This window comes from Klebsiella sp. CN_Kp113, from assembly GCF_040064585.1.
Classification (GTDB): domain Bacteria; phylum Pseudomonadota; class Gammaproteobacteria; order Enterobacterales; family Enterobacteriaceae; genus Klebsiella; species Klebsiella michiganensis.
In genome coordinates this window covers 117,150-134,512 of the sequence record NZ_JBEAID010000025.1, presented here as the reverse complement: position 1 = coordinate 134,512, position 17,363 = coordinate 117,150, and the positions used below count along the sequence as shown (strand labels likewise).

Sequence of the window (17,363 nt, the reverse complement as noted above, 5' to 3'; positions counted from 1 at the left end):
CCCGGCGGGCTGTAAGCCGTTGTTCCGTGTCAGTGGAGGCGCATTATAGGGAGTTCTGAGACGTTGACAAGCCCTGTTTTCAAAAAATCTTTCAACCGTCTCTTTTTTGTGCAAAACGCTATGAAAGCGCCAGTTTTTCCAGCGACTCGAAGCCATAGCGCCGCAAAACGCTCAAAAGCTGCTCAGTTTCAGGCGTCAGCGCCATACAGTACGCAATATTGGCATCACTCGATTTTGCGTCAGGTGCTTCGTGCTCTAATAGCCAGGCGGTGCGACGCGCAATCGCCGCTCCGGAGTCGATCATTCTCGTCCCTTCCGGCAGAACCTGCTGCAGCTCTTCTTGTATTAGAGGGAAATGCGTACACCCCAGCACAACCGTATCAGGTGGTTCCTGCATTCGTAGCCAGGGACGCAGGATACGCCGCAGTTCATCCAGCGGGACCGGTTCACCGTGCAGTTTGGCCTCTGCCAGTTCTACCAGCTCTGCCGACCCCAGCATTTCGATTTTGCATTCATTCGCAAAACGGGAGATCAGTTCGCGCGTATAAGGGCGTTTTACCGTTCCGCGCGTCGCCAGCAGGCCAACAACGCCATTCGCCGTTAAGCGGGCCGCCGGTTTTATCGCCGGAACGACGCCGACAACCGGAAAGGCGAATTTATCGCGTAAGGCGGGGAGGGAAACGGTACTTGCGGTGTTACAGGCAATAACGGCCAGCGCCAGAGGGTAACGCTGCTGAACCGCAGTCACAATCTCCAGGACGCGTTCAACAATAAACTCTTCACTCTTCTCGCCGTAGGGGAAAGCAACGTTGTCGAAAGCGTAGATATAATGCAGATTCGGCAGAAGCTGCCGAATCTCATTGTAAACCGACAGCCCACCGACGCCGGAATCAAACACCAGCACGGTGGGACGTGGATCAGAAGGTGTAGCTGCCAGACAAGTAGTATTCTCGTCCTGCAGTTTGGTAGCCATAAGCTGTCTCGTAATCTTTATCGAACAGGTTAGTTATTTTACCACGAACTGTCAGGCGATCGGTGATCGGATACGATGCAGAAACGTCTACCGTGCTGTAGCTCGGCAAAATTCTTTGCGTATTGTTGTACTGGGAGGTGTTGTTATCGTAACGCTTCCCATAATACTGCCAGGACACATCCATATCGACATCAAACATGGACCAGTCCAGCTGATACTTTGCCTGTCGTTTAGAACGTCGAGCCAGCACTTCACCGTTATCATCGTTACGCGGATCGACATACTGCAACGTTACGCGATGGCTGAAAATACCGGTATCGATACTTCCCGTCCATTCCACGCCTTTAATCGTCGCGGCATTGATATTGTCGTACTCCCCGTCATAGGTAACAGGATCGGAATAATAGGTAATCAGGTTAGTAATTTTGTAATGGTACGCGGACAAGCGCCAGTCCACGGGACCGGTGAGCCCTTCCAGCCCAGCTTCCCACTGTTTCGACTCTTCAGGTTTCAGATTAGGATTCGCGTTGATACCAAATCGAGTGGAGCCAAACTGTTGCCCTAAAGAAGGCGCGAGGAAGCCGGTACCGTAGCCGAGAGTCAGGCGATAATTTTCGACAAACTCCCAGCCTGCGGTAGTCTGCCAGGTACCGTGCCAGCCAAACTGCTCATCGTGGTCTTCACGTCCGGACGCTTCGAGGGTCACGTCGCCAACTTGCTGCTGGCCCGTCAGGTACAGTCCCGTATTGTCACGTTTGTAGGTATCCGACATCGCCGTGTCTGATGAAGTTAACCGCTGCTGCTGCCAGTCCACCCCTGCGCTGACAGAGCCATGACCGACAATAACGTTATTGCCCCACTGCAGGTTACGCTGCGTCATCCTGTCGAGCGTCGTCCCATCATTATAACGGCCATAAATACTGCTGTAGTTGTAGTCCTTTATCTTCTGATAGCTGGCGATGAGCTGGGAGGAATAAATTCCGGAATTAAAGTTCAGCCCCGCATCCCAGCTCTGGTTATAGAGCTGGCTTTCATCGGCGCTGTAGGCCGGGCTATACGGCGGGCTTCCCAGATCGTAATCAGAGTTGTTGGTGTAGCTGTGTCCGCGGAAGAAACCGTCAACATTCTCGTTAAATTTATGCTCGAGGCTGCCCCAAAACGTTTTATTACGAAAACCGTCGCGATCGCCGTCGTGATCCCAGGTTGAATCGGGCTGAACGTTAAAGCCTTTATTACCCTCATAAGAACCCGCAACCGTCGCCACCGTATCGCCAAAGCGATGGCGCAGGGTACCGTCATATTGTTGGTAGCCTTTCGATCCTACCCCAGCGGTAATTTTGGATTGTTCTTTATCGGAATGCGTAATGACGTTAATCACGCCGCCCATTGCCCCGGAACCATAAATCGCTGAACGCGGGCCGCGGATATATTCGACGCGCTGCACCAGCGACAAAGGGATCTGGTTCAGATCGGGGTTATTTGTAATACCCGGTCGGGCCATGGGAACGCCGTCAACCAGCACCAGAACTTGTTTGGCTTCAGTACCACGGATAAACAGAGAGGAGGATTGACCCATGCCACCATTTTGCGCGACGTCCACGCCAGGCAATCGGCGCATCACATCGTTTAAATCTTTCGCCTGCCAGCGATCGATATCTTCCCGGGTAACCACATCGGTCGGCGCAAGAACCGTATTGACCGGCTGTTGAAAACGGTTTGCTGTGACCACTAACGTATCTGAATTGCTATCCTGCGCCCAGCCGGAAAATGCCGTGACGGAGAGCGCCGTCATCAGCGAAGCTTTTTTAATCATTTTTAAAGCATCCGTAATAAACAAAGGATGCCGCCGGCTCTATCAGTAGCACGCGATGATAGAAACCAAATGCGACGTATTCCGGCAGGTCTTCGGGCTTGGAGTGTTTAATGGACGAGGACTTCCCGCTAAATAGCCGCAGTGTCTGCATAATGCGCTCATCCCACTTTTCCTTACCGCTGCGCGTCAGCTCCAGATTTACACTGGATTCCCTATTAACTCATAGGACCGGTAGCACGATGCTATAATCAGAAACATATAGATGTCCAGACTTCTACCGTTATATTTCCTTATATCATCAGGGCTGGACATCCCCGGCGCTTTCCCTACAATCCCCGCGTACTTATTTTATTCAGGATGCATCATGACCCCCGAACACCTTCCTACCGAACAATATGAAGCGCAGCTGGCAGAAAAAGTCGTCCGTTTGCAGAAAATGATGGCGCCTTTTAGCGCCCCGGTTCCGGAAGTGTTTCGTTCGCCGGTCAGCCACTACCGCATGCGCGCAGAGTTTCGCCTGTGGCACGATGGCGACGATCTGTACCACATTATGTTCGACCAGCAGACCAAATCCCGGATCCGCGTCGAGACTTTCCCGGCCGCCAGCGAGCTGATTAATCAGCTGATGGCCGCGGTGATTGAGGGCGTACGCGATAACCCGGTACTGCGCCACAAACTGTTTCAGGTGGATTATCTCACCACCCTGAGTAACCAGGCCGTGATATCGCTGCTGTATCATAAAAAGCTCGACGATGAATGGCGTCAGCAGGCGGCGCGCTTGCGCGATGCGCTGCGGGCGCAAAATCTGAATGTGCACCTGATTGGCCGCGCCACGAAAACTAAAATCGAGCTGGATCAAGATTATATCGATGAACGCTTGCCGGTTGGCGGGCGTGAAATGATCTATCGTCAGGTTGAGAATAGCTTCACCCAGCCAAATGCGGCGATGAACATTCAGATGCTGGAGTGGGCTATCGACGCCACTAAAGGCGCAACCGGCGACCTGCTTGAGCTGTACTGCGGCAACGGCAACTTTTCGCTGGCGCTGGCGCGTAATTTCGAACGCGTGCTGGCAACGGAAATCGCCAAACCGTCCGTCGCGGCGGCGCAATACAATATTGCAGCGAACCACATTGATAACGTGCAGATTATCCGCATGTCGGCGGAAGAGTTTACCCAGGCGATGAACGGCGTGCGGGAGTTTAACCGCCTGCAGGGAATCGACCTGAAGAGCTATCAGTGCGAGACGATTTTCGTCGATCCGCCGCGCAGCGGGCTGGATAGCGAAACGGAGAAAATGGTGCAGGCGTATCCGCGTATTCTCTATATCTCCTGCAATCCGGAGACCCTATGCCAGAACCTGGAAACGCTCAGTGAGACCCACGAGATCGCGCGCCTGGCGCTATTCGACCAGTTCCCCTATACCCATCATATGGAATGCGGCGTGCTGCTAACGAAGAAGTAAAGCTGCGCGAGAAAACCCGGCAACAGCGCTGCTGCCGGGTGAGAGATTATTCAGCGACCGCGTTCTTGCGGTTGCGTAACCTGTAGCCAATCCAGAACACCATAATCACCGACAGAACCGCCGGGAAGAAATTAGAGCCGATGTCCGGATATTCCGCGCGCACGACGGTACTGTAAACCAGCACCCCGAGAATAAAACAGGCAGCGGCGAGCCCCGGCAAACCCACGGGCATACTACGATTCTGATAGCGCTGATGCAGGCAGTAAACCGTCAGCACCAACGACAAAATGGGGAAGATGGAAAAAGGGACAATGGAGCTGAACAGCGCGGCGAAGGTACCATTAATGGATAAACCTGCGATCAGCGCCAGCAGCAGCGTACCTCTATCTTGTACTGAGTGTTTCATTGCTCGTCCTTCACGTTATTCGGAATGATTTGATATTTTTTCTTGTTCACGGCGATACCAGTAATACGCGCCTTTCGAGATCATTCTGAGCTGCAGCACCAGGCGTTCTTCCAGCTGTCGACGCTGCTCCGGGCCCACATCGAGAGCCTCGGCGCCAGCGCTAAATACGATGGTGACCATAGCTTCAGCCTGCGCTTCGGTAAAGGCGCGCGGCATATGGTTTTCGATTTCTAAATAGTCGGCAAGTTCCGCGATAAAATGCTGAATTTCACGCGCCACGGCGGCACGAAACGCCGCGGAGGTACCGGAGCGTTCCCGCAGCAGCAGGCGGAAGGCGTTCGGGTTGTTGCCAATGAATTCCATAAAGGTGGAAACAGAGGTGCGAATGACGCTGCCGCCTTTAGCGATACGCTGGCGCGCCTGGCGCATCAGCTGGCGCAGCATGAGCCCGCTTTCATCCACCATGGTCAGACCCAGCTCATCGACGTCGCGAAAATGACGATAGAAGGACGTCGGGGCGATCCCCGCTTCCCGCGCCACTTCGCGCAGGCTCAAGCTGGCAAAACTGCGCTCAGCACTCAGCTGACTGAATGCCGCTTCCACCAGCGAACGCCGGGTTTTTTCTTTTTGTTGCGCTCTTACGCCCATCACGTTGTCTGAATCCTTCCATAAGCCCTTCCGGCACTATACCAGAGATTAGAACTAATCGGTTTACACTGGATTGTGAATGATTGTTTACGAGCTGTTTCTGCTTTTATGCCGCAAAAAAGCACAACGATAATTGGGTTAAAGCGCGGCGAATGTTATCATCGTGTTTATTTTATGTATAAAACAGGTGAGTAATGCCATGTCACACTCTTGGGATTATGATGCAATTGTGATTGGTTCCGGTCCTGGCGGAGAAGGTGCCGCCATGGGGCTGGTGAAACAGGGAGCACGCGTTGCCGTCATTGAGCGCTACCATAACGTCGGCGGCGGTTGTACCCACTGGGGTACCATCCCGTCAAAAGCCCTCCGCCATGCCGTCAGCCGTATTATCGAGTTTAACCAAAATCCCCTCTACAGCGACCATTCCCGTCTTCTTCGTTCTTCCTTCGCCGACATCCTGAATCATGCCGACAGCGTCATTAACCAGCAAACCCATATGCGTCAGGGTTTCTATGAGCGTAACCACTGCGAAATCCTGCAGGGCAATGCCCATTTTGTTGATGAACACACTATCGCGCTGGAGTGCCACGACGGTACCGTGGAAACGGTGACGGCGGAAAAGTTCGTGATTGCCTGTGGTTCACGCCCGTACCATCCGGCAGACGTCGACTTCCATCATCCGCGCATTTATGACAGCGACTCAATTCTCAGCCTGCATCACGAACCGCGCCATGTGATCATCTACGGTGCCGGGGTGATCGGCTGCGAATATGCGTCGATCTTCCGGGGAATGGAAGTCAAAGTGGATCTGATCAACACCCGCGATCGTCTGCTGGCGTTCCTCGATCAGGAGATGTCTGACTCGCTCTCCTATCACTTCTGGAACAGCGGCGTGGTCATTCGCCACAATGAAGAGTACGAAAAGATTGAGGGCGTTGATGACGGCGTCATCATGCATCTGAAATCCGGCAAAAAGCTCAAAGCGGACTGCCTGCTGTACGCTAACGGCCGCACCGGGAACACCGACTCACTGGCGCTGGAAAATATCGGTCTGCAAACCGACAGCCGCGGCCAGCTGAAGGTCAACAGCATGTATCAAACCGCCCTGCCGCATATTTATGCCGTCGGCGATGTGATTGGCTATCCAAGCCTGGCCTCCGCCGCCTACGACCAGGGCCGCATCGCTGCCCAGGCGCTGGTGAAAGGCGAGGCATCGGCGCACCTGATTGAGGATATCCCTACCGGGATTTACACCATTCCGGAAATCAGCTCCGTCGGTAAAACCGAGCAGCAGCTGACGGCAATGAAGGTGCCTTACGAGGTGGGCCGCGCGCAGTTCAAACATCTGGCCCGGGCGCAGATCGTCGGCATGAGCGTCGGTACGCTGAAGATCCTCTTTCATCGCGAAACGAAAGAGATCCTCGGGATTCACTGCTTTGGCGAGCGCGCGGCCGAAATTATTCACATCGGCCAGGCGATAATGGAGCAGAAAGGCGGTGGTAACACCATTGAGTACTTCGTTAACACCACCTTTAACTATCCGACGATGGCGGAAGCCTATCGGGTCGCGGCGTTAAATGGCTTAAACCGCCTGTTTTAACGCGGCGTCGAAATGGCCATCCATCTTACCGCGGATGGCCTCCGCCAGATGTTCATAGCGGCTACGCAGCGGCGAACCCGGGCGATAAACCAGCCCCACGGTACGTCTCGGCTCCGGCTTGATGCAGGGCACATAGACCACGCCATCGCGCTTTCTCTCCTGCGGTACGGCCAGGGCTGGCAACAGCGTGATGCCGCTACCGGCAGCCACCATGTTACGCAGCGTTTCGAGGCTCGTCGCCCGGAAATGGGTATCTTCATCGGCGCCCGCTTCAAAGCAAAAGCCCATCGCCTGATCGCGCAGGCAGTGCCCATCTTCCAGCATCAGCAGCTTTTCACCGGCCAGGTCCGACATCGGCACGCACTCGCGGTTCGCCCACGGGTGATCTTCGTAGATAGCCAGCATCATGGGCTCATCAAACAGCGGTACCTCAATAAACGCTTCGCTCTCTTTGACCAGCGCCAGAATCGCGCAGTCGAGCTTACCGCTATCAAGCTGCGCTAAAAGCTGATGGGTTTGTGCTTCATGCAGATACATTTCCAGCTTGGGAAAGGTCTGGTGCAGCATCGGGATAATCAACGGCAACAGATAAGGGCCAATCGTCGGGATCAGTCCAATATGCAGCGGCCCGGACATGGTCTCTCCCTGCTGGCTCGCCATTTCCTTAAGCACTTTGACTTCTCGTAGCACGGTACGCGCCTGATCCACCAGCAGCAGCCCTGCCTGGGTGAACAGAACCTTACGGCTGGTGCGCTCCAGCAACATCACGCCGAGTTCATCCTCCAGCTTACGGATTTGCCCGCTGAGCGTCGGTTGGCTGACGTGGCAAGAATCCGCCGCACGGCGGAAGTGGCGGTGTTCGGCTAGCGCTACCAGATATTCAAGATCGCGAATATTCATTATTCATCCTCCATCGCCACGATAGTCCATGGCGATAGATAGAATAGCAACGAACGATTATCCCTATCAAGGTTTCTGTTCAATAATAAACCCATAAATGAGGAAAAGTTCAGAAAATCATTGAGCTTCCTCATCACCTCTCTACCCGGATAACTAAAGCCAACGTGAACTTTTGCGGACCTTGTGTCCGCTTTTTTTTGCATAAAAAAGCCCGGAGTTACCCGAGCTTCGTTTATTTACCGCCTTAAAAGCAGCCCCGCAGGCGGATCACACCAGACGCTGTTTAGCGTCGGCAATCGCCTGAGCCACCTGCTGAGGAGAAACGCCACCTTTAGCCGCACGCTTATCCAGACACGACTGCAGCGCCAGAATCGGATAGACGTCATCCGCAATCACGGGGCTAAATTTCTGCAAATCGGCCAGCGGCAGATCCTCCAGCGGCTTGCCCTGGGCAATGGCTTCCACTACCGCTTCACCGACAATATGGTGCGCTTCACGGAACGGTACGCCTTTGGCAACCAGGTAATCCGCCAGTTCGGTGGCGTTGGCGTAACCCTGCTGCGCGGCTTCTTCACAACGCGGGCGTTTTACCTGAATACCGTCGAGCACCAGTGCCGCCATATGCAGGCAGTCGAGCCAGGTATCAAGCGCGTCAAACAGGCCTTCTTTATCTTCCTGCATATCTTTGTTGTAGGCCAGCGGTAGCCCTTTGAGGGTCATCATCATGCCGGTCAGCGCACCCTGCACGCGGCCGCATTTACCGCGGATCAGCTCCAGCGCATCCGGGTTTTTCTTCTGCGGCATCAGGGATGAGCCAGAAGTCACGCGGTCAGAAAGCTCAACAAAGCCCGCTTCGCCGGTATTGAAGAAGATCAGATCTTCAGCAAAACGCGACAGGTGGACCATACCGATTGAGGCATCGGACAGCAGTTCCAGTACGTGATCGCGATCGGACACGCTGTCCAGACTATTGCGGGTCGCCGATGCGAAGCCCAGCCAGCCGGCAAGCTGTTCACGATCGATTTCATAGGCGGTACCCGCTAGCGCTCCGCAGCCCAGCGGGCTGACGTCCAGACGTTTAAGCGCATCCTGCAGGCGGCTTTCATCACGCGCCAGCATTTCGACATAGGCCAGACACCAGTGGGCAAACGTCACCGGCTGCGCGCGCTGCAGGTGGGTATAGCCCGGCATAACGGCGTCCTGATTATTCTCCGCCGTCTCAACCAGCGCGCTTTGTAGCTGACGATTCGCCGACAGCAGTTCCATCACGGTATCTTTGCACCACAGCTTCAGGTCGGTCGCCACCTGGTCATTACGGCTACGTCCGGTGTGCAGCTTTTTGCCCAGTTGGCCGACCTTGTCGATTAGCTTACCTTCCACCCAGCTATGAATATCTTCCGCATCGCTTTCAAGGATCTGCTGCGGGTTAGCCCGCACGTCTTCCAGCAGAACGTTCAGCGCCTCTTCCAGCTGTAGCTGCTCATCGGCGGACAGTACGCCCACCGTCACCAGCGCTTTGGACCAGGCAACAGAGCCAACGATATCCTGCTCCGCCAGGCGATAGTCAAAGCGCAAAGAGTCGTTGAACTGTTTGAACCGCTGATCCGCTGCCTGAGTAAAACGCCCACCCCAAAGTGCCATAACATGCTTCCTTAATATCTTTGAATTTTATTACCCGGCGACGCTACGCTTACCGGGCCGACAAAATGATAAATTGATTATGCCAGTATACGCGTGCCGATCGGCGTGCCGTTAAACAGCGCAGGGAGCTGCTCCGCGTGGCGCCAGGAGGCGATATCGACCGGACGGCCTAATGTCCGCGCCGCGTCCAGGGCCGCATTCACTTTGACGATCATGCCGTCGGTGATAATGCCCTGCTCGATCAGCTGTTCAGCCTTCTCGGCGGTCATTTCCGCGATGCGCTGCCCTTTGCCATCAAGAATGCCGCTTACGTCAGACAGCAGAATCAGGTCTGCGCCGAGCGTTGCCGCCAGCGCGGTCGCCGCCTGGTCGGCGTTAACGTTCATCAACTCGCCTTCATCGGTGACGCCGATGGAGCTAACGACCGGCATATAACCGCCCGCCAGCAGCGTGTTAATCAGCGCCGGAGAACCTGGCTGAGCGAATCCGACATGACCCAGCTCTTCATCAAGCTGCGTCACTTTGACGCTATCGCCATCGCCGAGGAATAGCCCAACGGCAGCCAGGCCGTGCTTCTTCGCCCACGCCAGCAGCGTTTTGTTGGCGGTTCCCGCCAGCGCGCCGGTAATAATGTCGATCTGATCCGCCGGCGTGACCCGCAGACCGTTTTTCTTGTTCACCGGCAGGTTGAGCTGCTTCATGAGTTCATCCACCACGCAGCCGCCGCCGTGCACAATAATCAGCGGGCGCTGATGGGATTCGCGGTAGTTCACCAGTGCCGTAAACAGGCGCTCAAGCGCTTCTTCGCTGTCCAGCAGGACGCCGCCAAGTTTGATAATTAAAGGATTCATCATCACACCTTAAATAAGAGACTGCGTCTCAGCGAAGCCGAAACGAATATTTGCGCACTGCACGGCCTGCGCGGCCGCGCCTTTCAGCAGGTTATCTTCCGCCGCCACCACGATGATATGTTCATCCTGAACCGCAAAACCGATATCACAGAATGGCAGACCCACGACATTTTTCAATGCAGGGACACCTTTATCGTATAAACGTACCAGCGGCTTATCCGCATAGGCCTGCTGGAATACCGCCGCCACCTGCTCTTTGCTCACGCCAGGCTTCAGACGGCAGGTAATGGTTTCCAGAATCCCGCGCTTAAAATTGCCCAGATGCGGAGTAAAAATAACGTCCGCGCCCAGGTGGGTTGAAATTTCCGGGTGATGACGGTGGTTGAAAACGCCGTAGGGTTGCAGGCTGACTTCGCAGAAGCTATTGCCAATAGAGGCTTTACGCCCGGCGCCGCTGACTCCGCTGGTCGCGTTGATCACCGGCCACTGGTTAAGATCCAGCAGCCCCGCGTCGATCAGCGGTTTTAACGATAGCTGAGCCGCCGTCGGGTAGCAGCCCGGTACGGCGATCAGATTGGCTTCTTTTAGCTTTTCGACGCTCCACTCGGCCAGGCCGTAAACCGCCTGCTCCAGCAGTTCAGGGTGCTGATGAGTGAAACCGTAATATTTTTCATAGAAGGCGCCGTCATTAACGCGGAACGCCCCGGAAAGATCGAACACGACGCAGCCAGCGGCGAGAAACTGCGGCGCCAGGTCATGGCTTACCTCGTGCGCGGTAGCCAGAAAAACGACATCGACTCCGGCGCTAAACTCGCTGATATCGGACATCGGCTGCAGCGGCAGATCGACAATGCCTTTCAGCTGCGGATGCAAATCGGAAACTAATTTTCCCGCATCATTGCTTTGCGCGGAGACCGTCAATGCGGTTATGGTCATATGAGGATGGCGATTTACATAGGCCACTAGCTCTGCGCCGGCATAACCGCTGGCGCCCACAATCAGCGTGTTCAACATTGGGGCTCTTCACCTTCTTGCTTACGTATATTTGCCCTGGAAGACCGTTGCCTTCCCCACCCTGTTGAGCCGTAAGAGCATCATCCTTACATTCGATGGGTTTTCTTACGCTCAACGATAATGTATTTTTATTCACAAATAATGCATGAATATTGATACTATCACGACCCGAGGTGTGTCAACAATGAAAAACAAATTACCGCCCTTTATCGAGATTTACCGCGCGCTGATCGCCACACCTTCCATCAGCGCAACCGAAGAGGCGCTGGATCAAAGCAATGAGTCTTTAATCAATTTACTGGCAGGCTGGTTCCGCGATATCGGCTTTAATGTTGAAGTTCAGCCAGTGCCGGACACGCGTAATAAATTCAACCTGCTGGCCAGCAGCGGCCACGGCGCTGGCGGCCTGCTGCTTGCCGGGCACACCGATACCGTCCCGTTTGATGATGGCCGCTGGACCCGCGACCCTTTTACCCTGACCGAGCACGACAATAAGCTGTACGGTCTCGGCACCGCGGATATGAAAGGCTTCTTCGCTTTTATTCTCGACGCCCTGCGCGACGTTGACGTCACTCAGCTGAAAAAGCCGCTCTATATTCTGGCGACGGCCGATGAAGAGACCAGCATGGCCGGTGCCCGCTACTTCGCCGAGACGACCCAGCTGCGACCGGACTGCGCCATTATCGGCGAGCCCACGTCGCTGCAGCCGATACGCGCGCACAAAGGCCACATGTCCAACGCGGTTCGCATTCAGGGGCAGTCGGGCCACTCCAGCGACCCGGCACGCGGCGTCAACGCGATTGAACTGATGCACGACGCCATTGGCCGCATCATGCAGCTGCGCGACGACTTAAAAGAGCGTTATCACTATGCCGCCTTTACCGTCCCGTATCCCACACTTAACCTCGGGGCAATTCACGGCGGCGATGCCTCCAACCGCATTTGCGCCTGCTGCGAACTGCATATGGATATTCGTCCGCTGCCCGGAATGACGCTCAACGATCTCAACGGGCTCCTTAACGAAGCGCTGGCACCGGTGAGCGAGCGCTGGCCTGGACGCCTGACCGTTGCTGAACTGCATCCGCCGATCCCCGGGTACGAATGCCCGCCGGACCATAAGCTGGTTGAGGTCGTCGAAAAACTCCTCGGCGCGCAAACCGACGTGGTCAACTACTGTACCGAAGCGCCGTTTATTCAGACCCTCTGCCCAACGCTGGTGTTAGGCCCGGGCTCTATCAACCAGGCCCACCAGCCGGATGAGTACCTGGAAACGCGCTTTATTAAGCCGACCCGCGAGCTCATCACTCAGGTGGTTCACCATTTTTGCTGGCATTAAATACCCATTCTCTCGTGCGATTTCATCGGCGCGAGAGGGTGACAATTATCACATTTTCATAAGCAACGCTTATCAAGCGACCTCCGAGTTAAATTTCGCAAATTGCCGCCATTTATTCGTTTGCTGAAGCGATTTCGCAACAATTGACGTGGGGGTTTTTACGTGGCTTTATAAAAGACGGTTGCTTATCCACTGCTCAAATTATCGAGCGCCGGATATAACAAAATAAAATGAGATGGGGTGTCTGGGGTAACATGAACGAACAATATTCCGCTTTGCGTAGTAATGTCAGTATGCTCGGTAAGGTGCTGGGCGACACCATCAAGGATGCGCTGGGAGAAAACATTCTTGATCGTGTCGAAACTATCCGTAAGTTGTCCAAATCTTCTCGCGCTGGCAATGAAGCCAACCGCCAGGAGCTGCTCACCACGCTGCAAAACTTGTCCAACGACGAGCTGCTGCCGGTGGCGCGCGCCTTTAGCCAGTTTCTGAACCTGGCGAATACCGCTGAGCAATACCACAGCATTTCGCCAAAAGGCGAAGCGGCCAGTAATCCGGAAGTGATTGCCCGCACCCTGAGAAAGCTCAAAGAGCAACCCAATCTCAACGAAACGATTATTAAACAAGCCGTTGAATCCCTGTCGCTGGAGCTGGTGCTGACCGCGCACCCGACCGAAATCACGCGTCGTACGCTGATCCACAAGATGGGCGAGATCAACAGCTGCCTGAAGCAGCTCGATAACAACGACATTGCGGACTATGAACGTCATCAGGTCATGCGCCGTCTGCGCCAGCTGATTGCCCAGTCGTGGCACACCGATGAAATCCGCAAGCATCGCCCTACCCCGGTGGATGAAGCCAAATGGGGCTTCGCGGTTGTCGAAAATAGCCTGTGGGAAGGCGTACCGAACTACCTGCGCGAGCTGAATGAACAGCTGGAAGATAACCTGAACTATCGGTTGCCGGTCGATTTTGTTCCGGTTCGCTTTACGTCCTGGATGGGCGGCGACCGCGACGGCAACCCGAACGTGACCGCCGACATTACCCGCCACGTCCTGCTGCTCAGCCGCTGGAAGGCAACCGATCTGTTCCTGAAAGATGTCCAGCTGCTGATTTCCGAGCTGTCGATGGTTGAGTGCACCGACGAGCTGCGTGAGCTGGCAGGCGCGGAAGGCGCTCAGGAACCCTATCGTTACCTGATGAAAAAACTGCGCACGCAGCTGATGGAGACCCAGGCCTGGCTGGAAGCGCGCCTGAAAGGACAAAAACTGCCGAAACCGGCGGGCCTTATCACGCAAAACGAGCAGCTGTGGGAACCGCTTTACGCCTGTTACCAATCGCTACAAGCCTGCGGTATGGGCATTATCGCCAACGGCGAGCTGCTCGATACCCTGCGCCGCGTAAAAGCCTTTGGCGTACCGCTGGTGCGTATCGATATCCGTCAGGAAAGCACCCGCCACACCGAAGCGCTGGGCGAAATGACCCGCTATCTCGGCATCGGCGACTATGAAAGCTGGTCAGAAGCCGATAAACAGGCCTTCCTGATCCGCGAACTGAACTCCAAGCGTCCTCTGCTGCCGCGCCAGTGGGAGCCAAGCGAAGAAACGCGCGAAGTGCTCGAGACGTGCAAAGTCATCTCCGAAGCGCCGCGCGGCTCTATTGCGGCCTACGTGATTTCGATGGCGAAAACGCCGTCAGACGTCCTGGCCGTGCATCTGCTGTTGAAAGAGGCCGGCATCGGCTTCGCGCTGCCGGTCGCCCCGCTGTTCGAAACGCTGGACGACCTGAATAACGCCGACGACGTTATGACCCAGCTGCTGAATATCGACTGGTATCGCGGCTTTATCCAGGGCAAGCAGATGGTCATGATCGGCTATTCCGACTCGGCGAAAGATGCGGGCGTGATGGCCGCCTCCTGGGCGCAGTATCAGGCGCAGGACGCGTTAATTAAGACCTGTGAAAAAGCCGGCATTGAGCTGACGCTGTTCCACGGTCGCGGCGGTTCTATCGGCCGCGGCGGCGCGCCGGCGCACGCGGCCCTGCTCTCTCAGCCTCCGGGAAGCCTGAAAGGCGGCCTGCGCGTTACCGAACAGGGCGAGATGATCCGCTTTAAATACGGCCTGCCGGAAGTCACCATCAGCAGCCTGTCGCTCTACACCAGCGCGATTCTGGAAGCCAACCTGCTGCCGCCGCCGGAGCCAAAAGCGCAATGGCGCGACATCATGGCCGAGCTGTCCGACGTCTCCTGCGAGATGTATCGCGGCTACGTGCGTGAAAATAAAGATTTTGTTCCTTACTTCCGTTCCGCGACGCCGGAGCAGGAGCTGGGCAAACTGCCGCTGGGCTCGCGTCCGGCCAAACGTCGCCCGACCGGCGGCGTCGAGTCGCTGCGCGCCATTCCGTGGATCTTTGCGTGGACGCAAAACCGCCTGATGCTGCCAGCCTGGCTGGGCGCCGGCGCCGCGCTGCAAAAAGTCGTTGAAGGCGGCAAGCAGAGCGAGCTGGAAAGCATGTGCCGCGACTGGCCGTTCTTCTCTACCCGCCTCGGCATGCTGGAGATGGTCTACTCAAAAGCCGACCTGTGGCTGGCGGAATATTACGATCAGCGTCTGGTGAAACCGGAACTGTGGAAGCTGGGCGAAGAGCTGCGTGAACTGCTGTCCGCCGATATCAACGTGGTGCTGGCAATCGCCAACGACTCCCACCTGATGGCCGACCTGCCGTGGATCGCGGAGTCCATCCAGCTACGTAATATCTATACCGACCCGCTGAACGTGCTCCAGGCCGAGCTGCTCCATCGTTCACGTCTGGCGGAAGAGAAAGGTGAAAAACCGGACCCGCGCGTTGAACAAGCGCTGATGGTCACCATCGCAGGCGTTGCGGCAGGCATGCGTAACACCGGCTAGTTCGCCTTGAGAAACCTGTAGCCCGGCTAAGCGTAGCGCGAGCCGGGTTAAAAACCATAGCTCCGGTAAGCATCGCGTTTACCGGAGCTTTTTTTAGTGATGCAGCATTTCGTCGACAATCTGCTCTTTATGCAGGGCATAAGGATAGTAGGTTGGCCAGTTATCCATCTCTTTCAGCAGCGCTTCCTGGGACTCATTGCCCGTAAAGATATGGAAATGTTGGGACTTGCGCGGCGCGATGGTGTGATCGCTAAACTGAACAAACTTCGGCGCTTTTGAATCCGCCTGCTGGCATTCGAACAGGTAGCGCACGCCTTTTTTACCGGATGCGTAGGTCAGAATTTTGTAGCCGGAATAGGCGTACCGGCAGGCGTTGACGGTTTTCCCGACGTGAAACTCCATGACGTTATCTTCGATACCAATCTGGTCCACATCGGTAGCGTAGCCCTTCTTATAATACTCCCGATATTCCGCCACGCTTTTACCGGCTTTTTTGGCCTTCTGCTCCAGTACCGGATCTAAATCGCCGTTCAGCAGATAGGGATTAACCGACTGCCAGATACCCTCCCAGTCGCTCAGCGCCCTGTCCTTTACGTCCTGGTCGGCAAAAATGCCTTCACTCGCCTTCTGCTCCGCTTCGGTCAGCGCCGGGCCATGGCTATGGTGGCCGTGGGCGACCGCCTGACTGCTCGCCAGGACCAGGCTTACACCAAGCATAAGCGCGGAAATCTTTCGGGTCATCACTCTCTCCTGAGTTTAGGTTTGCAATAATATGTTACGATATAACATATCAATCAAATCTTACAACTCTCTTCGCAGAAAAATCGCGCGGCTTTTCGCTCTGCCAGTTTGTTAGGTATGATGAAACGGGATCGCGCGACGCGGAGAGAGAATGGATAGCGACATTAATCAGGCCATTGATTCTTTTATTAAAGGCCCGGCGGTAATCGGCAAAGTCCACTTTTCCACAGAATCCAGACCGGCTTCTGAGAAAGCGCTAAGCGTCGATTTTCCGCGCCTCGAAATCATGCTTGCGGGGCAGCTTCGCGATCCGGCGATTAAGGCCGACCAGGCGCAGCTGACGCCGCACGATGTGCTGTACGTCCCCGCAGGCGGATGGAATGACCCGCAGTGGCTGATGCCCTCCACGCTGTTAACTGTCTTATTTGGTAAGCAGCAGCTGGAATTCGTTCTACGCCACTGGGACGGCAGCGCGCTTAACGTGCTGGATAAACAGCAGGTTCCTCGCCGCGGCCCCCGGGTTGGATCGTTTCTGCTGCAGGCGCTGAATGAAATGCAGATGCAGCCGCAGGAACAGCATACGGCCCGCTGTATTGTCACCAGCCTGCTCAGCCACTGTGCCGATCTGCTGGGCAGCCAGGTACAAACGTCATCGCGCAGCCAGGCGCTTTTTGAAGCGATTCGTAAACATATTGATGCCCATTTTGCCGACCCGTTAACCCGCGAGTCGGTGGCGCAGGCGTTTTATCTCTCACCAAACTATCTTTCCCATCTGTTCCAGAAATGCGGGCCAATGGGCTTTAACGAATACCTGAATCACATCCGTCTGGAGCAGGCCAGAATGCTGCTAAAAGGCCACGATATGAAAGTGAAAGATATCGCCCACGCCTGTGGTTTCGCCGACAGCAACTACTTCTGCCGCCTGTTTCGCAAAAACACCGAGCGCTCGCCGTCGGAGTATCGCCGTCAGTATCACAGCCAGCTGACGGAAAAAACGGCTTCGCTAAAAAACTAGATTTTTGTGTGTTAAACCTGACTTTTGTGCGCTCTTATTTTCCCATTTTAATCC

Annotated in this window: 14 protein-coding genes and 1 riboswitch; of the genes, 5 read left to right on the top strand and 9 right to left on the bottom strand. The window is 55.3% G+C overall.

Annotated elements, in window-relative coordinates:
• Nucleotides 1-118: 118 nt before the first annotated feature.
• Together murI and btuB are read right to left on the bottom strand one after the other, a co-directional pair.
• On the bottom strand, nt 119-973 hold the full coding sequence (murI, locus tag ABLV30_RS17805) for a glutamate racemase (protein ID WP_004856053.1): 855 nt from the start codon (nt 971-973) through the stop codon (nt 119-121).
• Nucleotides 918-2,786 (bottom strand): TonB-dependent vitamin B12 receptor BtuB, encoded by a 1,869-nt coding sequence (gene btuB / locus ABLV30_RS17800; protein ID WP_257198167.1) that lies wholly within the window; start codon nt 2,784-2,786, stop codon nt 918-920. Before btuB ends, murI begins: the two co-directional genes overlap by 56 nt.
• Before the next feature lie 65 nt (nt 2,787-2,851).
• Nucleotides 2,852-3,034, bottom strand: a riboswitch (cobalamin riboswitch).
• 116 nt (nt 3,035-3,150) lie between these two features.
• Between btuB and trmA the strand changes: the two genes are divergently transcribed.
• A complete protein-coding gene (gene trmA / locus ABLV30_RS17795) occupies nt 3,151-4,251 on the top strand; it encodes a tRNA (uridine(54)-C5)-methyltransferase TrmA (RefSeq protein WP_014227442.1) in 1,101 nt (366 codons plus the stop codon).
• Nucleotides 4,252-4,297: 46 nt separating this feature from the next.
• Here the strand turns inward: trmA and ABLV30_RS17790 are convergent, their stop codons facing one another.
• Together ABLV30_RS17790 and fabR are read right to left on the bottom strand one after the other, a co-directional pair.
• Complete coding sequence (locus tag ABLV30_RS17790) at nt 4,298-4,657, bottom strand: YijD family membrane protein (RefSeq protein ID WP_004856046.1); 360 nt, start codon at nt 4,655-4,657, stop codon at nt 4,298-4,300.
• Nucleotides 4,658-4,672: 15 nt separating this feature from the next.
• A complete protein-coding gene (gene fabR, locus ABLV30_RS17785; RefSeq protein WP_004107582.1) occupies nt 4,673-5,308 on the bottom strand; it encodes an HTH-type transcriptional repressor FabR in 636 nt (211 codons plus the stop codon).
• A gap of 196 nt (nt 5,309-5,504) precedes the next feature.
• Here fabR and sthA point away from each other — a divergent pair, with 196 nt between their 5' ends.
• Nucleotides 5,505-6,905: a Si-specific NAD(P)(+) transhydrogenase gene (gene sthA, locus ABLV30_RS17780; RefSeq protein ID WP_004116922.1), complete on the top strand. Its 1,401-nt coding sequence runs from the start codon at nt 5,505-5,507 to the stop codon at nt 6,903-6,905.
• On the opposite strand, the gene oxyR is transcribed toward sthA, so the two are convergent.
• The 4 genes from oxyR to argC all read right to left on the bottom strand — a co-directional run bounded on the left by oxyR (nt 6,888) and on the right by argC (nt 11,311).
• Nucleotides 6,888-7,805, bottom strand: coding sequence for a DNA-binding transcriptional regulator OxyR (gene oxyR / locus ABLV30_RS17775; RefSeq protein WP_014227441.1), 918 nt, complete (start codon nt 7,803-7,805; stop codon nt 6,888-6,890). The two genes, sthA and oxyR, sit on opposite strands and share 18 nt — an antisense overlap.
• A gap of 267 nt (nt 7,806-8,072) precedes the next feature.
• Nucleotides 8,073-9,446: an argininosuccinate lyase gene (argH, locus tag ABLV30_RS17770; protein ID WP_014227439.1), complete on the bottom strand. Its 1,374-nt coding sequence runs from the start codon at nt 9,444-9,446 to the stop codon at nt 8,073-8,075.
• 77 nt (nt 9,447-9,523) lie between these two features.
• A complete protein-coding gene (gene argB, locus ABLV30_RS17765) occupies nt 9,524-10,300 on the bottom strand; it encodes an acetylglutamate kinase (protein WP_086544362.1) in 777 nt (258 codons plus the stop codon).
• Nucleotides 10,301-10,306: 6 nt separating this feature from the next.
• On the bottom strand, nt 10,307-11,311 hold the full coding sequence (gene argC / locus ABLV30_RS17760; RefSeq protein WP_004870566.1) for an N-acetyl-gamma-glutamyl-phosphate reductase: 1,005 nt from the start codon (nt 11,309-11,311) through the stop codon (nt 10,307-10,309).
• A gap of 184 nt (nt 11,312-11,495) precedes the next feature.
• Here argC and argE point away from each other — a divergent pair, with 184 nt between their 5' ends.
• Together argE and ppc are read left to right on the top strand one after the other, a co-directional pair.
• Nucleotides 11,496-12,647, top strand: coding sequence for an acetylornithine deacetylase (gene argE / locus ABLV30_RS17755; RefSeq protein ID WP_014227436.1), 1,152 nt, complete (start codon nt 11,496-11,498; stop codon nt 12,645-12,647).
• Between the two features lie 254 nt (nt 12,648-12,901).
• On the top strand, nt 12,902-15,553 hold the full coding sequence (gene ppc, locus ABLV30_RS17750; protein WP_004856030.1) for a phosphoenolpyruvate carboxylase: 2,652 nt from the start codon (nt 12,902-12,904) through the stop codon (nt 15,551-15,553).
• Between the two features lie 93 nt (nt 15,554-15,646).
• On the opposite strand, the gene zinT is transcribed toward ppc, so the two are convergent.
• A complete protein-coding gene (gene zinT / locus ABLV30_RS17745; RefSeq protein WP_102803651.1) occupies nt 15,647-16,294 on the bottom strand; it encodes a metal-binding protein ZinT in 648 nt (215 codons plus the stop codon).
• Between the two features lie 151 nt (nt 16,295-16,445).
• On the opposite strand from zinT, the gene ABLV30_RS17740 reads away from it, so the two are divergent.
• Nucleotides 16,446-17,309 (top strand): AraC family transcriptional regulator, encoded by an 864-nt coding sequence (locus ABLV30_RS17740; protein WP_025106568.1) that lies wholly within the window; start codon nt 16,446-16,448, stop codon nt 17,307-17,309.
• Nucleotides 17,310-17,363 lie beyond the last annotated feature (54 nt).